Raw genomic sequence first — 5,562 nt, 5'->3', positions numbered from 1 at the left:
GGGGTGGAATGCCGATCACGGGTGGGACGACCCAGGCGGTGAACGGACTCACGGCACGGTGGGCGGGGGTGTGCTCCGCGGGGACCGTGTTCTCGGCCGCCGGGGTGTGGCCGCTGCTGGCCTTCCTGGCCGACGGGGCGCGGGGTCCGGCACGGGCGGAACTGGCGCGTGCGCTCGGGGTGCCGGCGGAGCAAGCGGCCGCGGCGGCACGGGAGTTGCTCGCGGGGCCGGCCGAGTCGGAGGCCCTGGACTCGGCGCTCGGAGTGTGGACGAGGCGGACCCTGGAGCCGCGCGAGGAGTGGCGGGCGGGGCTCCCCGCCGATGTGCACGGCGTCCTCACCGGCGATCCGGCCCTGGATCAGCGGGAGATGGACGCCTGGGCCGCGAAACGGACCGGCGGCCTGATCGGGCGCATGCCGGTGGAGGCGCGGGACGACACCGATCTGGTGCTGGCGAGCGCGCTCGCCCTGCGGACCACCTGGCAGCGGCCCTTCGAGGCGCGTCCGCTACGGCCCTCCGCGGGCCCCTGGCAGGGCCGGACCCTGCGCGGGCTGCACCGGAGGAGCGTACGGCTGGACCGGATCGGCGTGGCGGCCGCCCCCGAGGGCCGGGTCACCGAGGCGAAGGTGCTCGGCGACAACGGCGTGGACGTCCATCTCCTGCTCGGGGACGAACACATGACGCCTGGTCAGGTGCTGGCGGCGGGGACGGCCGCGCTCGACGGCACACGTCCCGTCGTACGGGGGTCGTCGCTTCCGCACGGGCCCGCCGGGCCGGGGCTGCGGGTGGAGGAGCGGCCGTGCGCGGTCCCCCGGCAGCCGACGCTGGAGGTGACGACGGCCGCGTTCGAGGTGCGGGCGCACCACGATCTGCTGGACCTGCACGGGCTGTTCGGCCTCACCTCGGCGCGGGACGCGCGGCAGGGCCACTTCCCCGGCATCAGCGCCTCGCCCCTGGCCGTGGGCGCCGCCCGGCAGTCCGTCCTGGCCCGCTTCGACGCGCTCGGCTTCGAGGCGGCCGCGGTGACGGCGGTCGCGGCGGCGCCGGGCGGGGCGCCGCCGTCCCCGCCCGGCCGCACGTCGACCGTGGTCACGGCCGCCTTCGACCGCCCCTTCGGCTTTCTCGCCGTCCACCGGGAGACGCGGCTGGTGCTGGCCGCGGGGTGGGTGGACGAGCCGCGGTGACGGCGGTCGCGGCGGCGCCGGGCGGGGCGCCGCCGTCCCCGCCCGGCCGCACGTCGACCGTGGTCACGGCCGCCTTCGACCGCCCCTTCGGCTTTCTCGCCGTCCACCGGGAGACGCGGCTGGTGCTGGCCGCGGGGTGGGTGGACGAGCCGCGGTGACGAGCCGGTCTCCGTCGTCGAACCGGTCTCAGTCGTCGAAGCTCGTGGCCCGGGTGCTCTTCTCCCAGGCGGCGACGTCGGACCGTACGCCGTCGAGGTGGTCGAGCACGGCGGTCACCGCGTCGTCGCCGAGGGGCAGCCGCAGCGGGGTCTGCTCGGCGTCCAGGGCCGCGCGGATCAGGGCGGCCGCCTTCGCGGGGTCACCGGCCTGGGTGCCGTCGCCACCGGAGACGAAGCCGCGGGTCTCGCTCACCTTGGCGTAGATCCCGCTGTCGGCGCTGACGCCCGCACGGTCCGCCTCGAACAGCGAGGTACGGAAGGCGCCCGGCTCCACGATCAGCACCTTGATGCCGAACTCCCGCACCTCGTCGGCGAGTCCCTCGGACAGCCCCTCCAGCGCGAACTTCGTCCCGCTGTACGCCGAGAAGCCCGCGAAGGACATCTGCCCGCCCATGCTGCTCATCTGCACGATCGCCCCCGACCTCCGCTCGCGCATGGAGGGCAGCACCGCCCTCGTCAGCGCCGCCGGCCCGAAGACGTGCAGGTCGAACAGTTCGCGCAGTTCGTCCTCCGTGGTCTCCTCGAAGGCGCCGACATGCGTGCGGCCCGCGTTGTTGACCAGCACGTCGATCCGCCCGTGCCGGGCCACCACGTCCCGTACGGCGGCCTCCGCGGCGGCCGTGTCCGTCACGTCCAGGCGCAGCGCCTCCACCTGGTCGGGGTGCGCGGCCACCAGGTCGTCCAGCGCCTCGGGCCGGCGGGCCGCGCCCACCACGACATCGCCGTCGGCCAGGGCCGCCTCGGCGATCGCCCGCCCGAACCCGCTGCTCGCGCCCGTGATCAGCCACACCTTGTTCATGAGGACTCCTCGTGATCCCACCGTCTGTGTCGCCGACCAGCCTGCTGCGCAAGCCGGTTGCCCGTCCAAGACCCATGGTGATAACCGATGGCTATGACGACCGACGTGCATGTACGGGACCTGCGCTACTTCCTCGCGGTGGCCGAGGAGCTGCACTTCACGCGCGCGGCCGAGCGGCTGTACGTGTCGCAGCCCGCGCTGAGCAAGCAGATCCGGGCGCTGGAGCGGCAGTTGGGGGTGGAGCTGTTCCGGCGCGGCCCGCGGGGTGTGCTGCTCACCGAGGCGGGCGAGGCACTGCTGCCGCACGCCGGGCGGGTGCTGGACGCCTGGTCCGCGGCGGACGCCGCGATGGCGACGGCCCGGGCCGAGGAGCGCGGCACGCTCGTGGTGGGCATGAGCACCAGCCCCGGCCGCGGCGGCCTGCTGCCGGCGATCCGCTCCCGCTTCACGGCCGCGCGTCCCGAGGCGGTCGTACGGCTGCGGCAGATGGGCTGGCAGGACCCGACCGCGGGTCTTGCGGACGGCGGGACCGAGGTCGCGTTCGTCTGGCTGCCGCTGCCGGACGAGGAACGGTACAGGTGGACGGTGGTCGCCGAGGAGCCCCGGCTGGTCGCCCTTCCCGACACCCATCCGCTCGCCGCGCGCGAGGAGATCGACTTCGCCGACCTGGCCGACGAGCCGTTCCTCGCCCTGCCGCCGAGCGCGGGCCCTCTGCGCGACTTCTGGCTCGCCGCCGACGAACGGTCCGGCCGTCCGCCGCGCGTCGGTGCGGAGATCGCGGGCACCGAGGAGACGTACGAGGCTCTCGTCGCGGGCCTGGGCATCTGCCTCGTGGCCGCCGGCAACGCCCCCCTGATCACCCTCGGCGGCGTGGTCACCCGGCCGGTGCGCGGGATCGGTCCGAGCAGATACGCGCTGGCCTGGCGCAGGGAGGACGAGGGGCGGCCGCTGGTGCGGGCGTATGCGGAGGCCTGCCGGTGGGTGGCGGGCACGAAGGCGAGCTGACGGGGCATGACCTGGGGTGTCCGGGAGGGCCACTGTCCGGTGCGGCCCCGCTCACTCCGCCGCCGAGAGCCTGGTGTCGCGCACGCCCAGGCGTTCCTGTTCCTCCTCGACGATCCGCCGGGCCAGTTCGGTGTCCGACACGTCGATCGCGTCCGGTGACGCCTCGGCCACGGCGCTGCGGCGGGCGTAGGCGTCGAAGAGGCGGGTCTTGGTCTCCAGCAGCCTCACCAGGCGTTCGTCGACGCCCCCGGTGGCCAGCAGGCGGTAGACCCGGACCGGTCTGACCTGGCCCATACGGTGGGCGCGGGCCACCGCCTGGTGCTCGATGGTCGGCTTGATCTGGGGTTCGCAGAGGACGACGACCGAGGCGGCCTGGAGGTTGAGGCCGATGCCGGCCGCCTGGATCTGCGCCACGAGCACCGCGGGGCCCTGGGCGCCGGTGTAGTCGTCGACGATCCGCTGCCGCCGCCCGGCCGGGACGCTGCCGGTGAGCGGGCCGAACACGGCGGTGCCGTCGGCCGCGAGTGCTTCCTCCACCACGCCCAGGACGTCCTTGAAGTGGGAGAAGACCACCGTCTTCTGCCCGTTCTCCCCGGCCTCCCGGACGATCTCGCGGAGCCGGTCCAGCTTGGCCGACTTCTCGGGGCGCAGGTAAGCGGCCCGGCGCATCGCCATGAAGTTGCCCGCGAGCACGGCCTCCCGGTAGGCCTCCTCGTCCGAGGCGCTCAGCTCCTCCCACTGGTCGGTGTGCTGGAGACTGGGGAGTTCCGTCAGCACGTCCTCCTGGTTGCGCCGCAGGTAGACCGGGGCCACGGCCTTGCGGAACGCGACCGATCCGGCCGGCGCGTCCCGCCTGCCGAGGGAGTCCGCGAGGTCGCCGTCGAGCATCCGGACCAGGTGGTGGAACTCCGCGACCCTGTTCTCCATCGGGGTCCCGGTCATCAGGAGGGTGCGCTCGCAGCGCTCCGCCCACTCGGCGACCGCCTGGGACCGCTTGGCCTTCGGGTTCTTCACGGCGTGGGCCTCGTCGACCACGAGCAGGGCGACCTCCCCGCCGCCGGGCGCGGGCGCGGGAAATCCGCGCAGCGCGTCGAAGGTGGTCACTCCGACCCCGCCCCGCTCCCTCCAGTCGGCGAACGCGTGGTGCCGGTCGGGGCCGTGGAGCACCGTGACCCGCAGAGTGCTGCGGGCCTCGATCTCCCGGGTCCAGTTCACGAGGACGCCCGCCGGGCAGACCACCATGAAGTGGCTCCGTCCGCCGGCGGCCAGGTGGGCCAGCACGGCGATCGCCTGGATGGTCTTGCCGAGTCCCATCTCGTCGCCGAGCATCACCTTGCGCTGGGCGAGCGCGAACCGCGCGCCGAACGCCTGGTAGCCGCGCAGGGAGACCCGCCGGAGCGAGTCGTCGAGGTGCTGGGTCCGCACCCGCTCGGCGATCTCGTCCGGCAGGAAGCCCTCGGCGGCGGCCACGTCCGGCTGCCGCCCGGAGATCTCGGCGAGCAGGCTGTAGTACTCGGCGGAGCGGAGTTCGAAGTCCACCCAGGCCGCGATGTCGGACGGGGGCGCCCGGAGCAGGTCCACCGACGCCTGGGCGAGCAGACCGGGCAGGCCCGCCCGGTCCGCCTCGTCCACCAGCGTCCGGATGCCGGTGACCGCGGCCGACGCGCGCTCCTTCTTCTCCTGGCTCGCCAGCAGCATCCGGACGCGTCCGACGGCGAGCCGGGCGTCGGCGAGCAGCGGACCGAGCCGTGCCGACAGGGCGGTGGCCCGGTCGACCGCACGCCGGGCGTCCGGACCGGCCTCCACCAGGACGTGCAGGGCCGTGACGAGAGCGGTGGTGCCCGGTTCCGGCTGCTCCACGTCGATGTGGACGGCCACGGTCTCGTGCGCGGCCTCGGAGAGCCGGCGGGCGGCCGCGAGCATCTGGCCGACTGTGCGCTCGCCGACTCCGGGAATCTGCCGCAACCGGTAGGGGCCGGCTTCGAGCACGTCGCCGACCGTGCGCAGGCCGCTCCTCCCGACGCTCCCGAGCCGCAGCCGCCCCTCGGTGACGTCCTGCAACCGGGCCACCGGGATGGCGTCGAGCTCCCGCTTCACCTCGGCGTCGTGGATCGGCCTCAGGGCCGCGCGTACCGCCTCCGCGGCCCTGCCGTGGTCGGCGACCACCGCCCGGGCCGCCTCGTACAGCCGCGCCCCCCTCGCGACGATGTCCCGCTCGACACGCCCCACGCTCCCGCCCCTCCATGGAAGAAACCTGTGCCCGGCCCGCCGGGAAAGCGGTCGCACACAGGTTTCCGACTGGTCGTCAGACGTTGAAGCGGAACGTTGACTACAACGCTCCCACCTGCGGAAACGC

Annotated in this window: 5 protein-coding genes; 3 read left to right on the top strand and 2 right to left on the bottom strand. The window is 74.5% G+C overall.

Annotated features, from left to right (window positions below):
• The first annotated feature begins 8 nt into the window (after nt 1-8).
• Together AOJ26_RS38605 and AOJ26_RS43685 are read left to right on the top strand one after the other, a co-directional pair.
• Nucleotides 9-1,184, top strand: a complete 1,176-nt coding sequence (locus tag AOJ26_RS38605; RefSeq protein WP_053853009.1) for a serpin family protein — start codon at nt 9-11, stop codon at nt 1,182-1,184.
• Entirely contained in the window at nt 1,181-1,342 is a 162-nt protein-coding gene (locus AOJ26_RS43685; RefSeq protein WP_159044495.1) for a hypothetical protein, read from the top strand. The genes AOJ26_RS38605 and AOJ26_RS43685 overlap by 4 nt, the downstream gene beginning before the upstream one ends.
• Nucleotides 1,343-1,370: 28 nt before the next feature.
• Here the strand turns inward: AOJ26_RS43685 and AOJ26_RS38600 are convergent, their stop codons facing one another.
• Complete coding sequence (locus AOJ26_RS38600) at nt 1,371-2,201, bottom strand: oxidoreductase (protein WP_053853008.1); 831 nt, start codon at nt 2,199-2,201, stop codon at nt 1,371-1,373.
• Between the two features lie 87 nt (nt 2,202-2,288).
• Here AOJ26_RS38600 and AOJ26_RS38595 point away from each other — a divergent pair, with 87 nt between their 5' ends.
• Nucleotides 2,289-3,206, top strand: coding sequence for a LysR family transcriptional regulator (locus tag AOJ26_RS38595; protein WP_053853007.1), 918 nt, complete (start codon nt 2,289-2,291; stop codon nt 3,204-3,206).
• 51 nt (nt 3,207-3,257) lie between these two features.
• On the opposite strand, the gene AOJ26_RS38590 is transcribed toward AOJ26_RS38595, so the two are convergent.
• A complete protein-coding gene (locus AOJ26_RS38590) occupies nt 3,258-5,435 on the bottom strand; it encodes a DEAD/DEAH box helicase (protein WP_078960193.1) in 2,178 nt (725 codons plus the stop codon).
• Nucleotides 5,436-5,562: the final 127 nt, after the last annotated feature.

The organism is Streptomyces sp. NRRL B-24085 (genome assembly GCF_001282115.1).
Classification (GTDB): domain Bacteria; phylum Actinomycetota; class Actinomycetes; order Streptomycetales; family Streptomycetaceae; genus Streptomyces.
The sequence above is the reverse complement of the archived record's forward strand: the minus strand, read 5'-3'. Positions and strand labels throughout refer to the sequence as shown.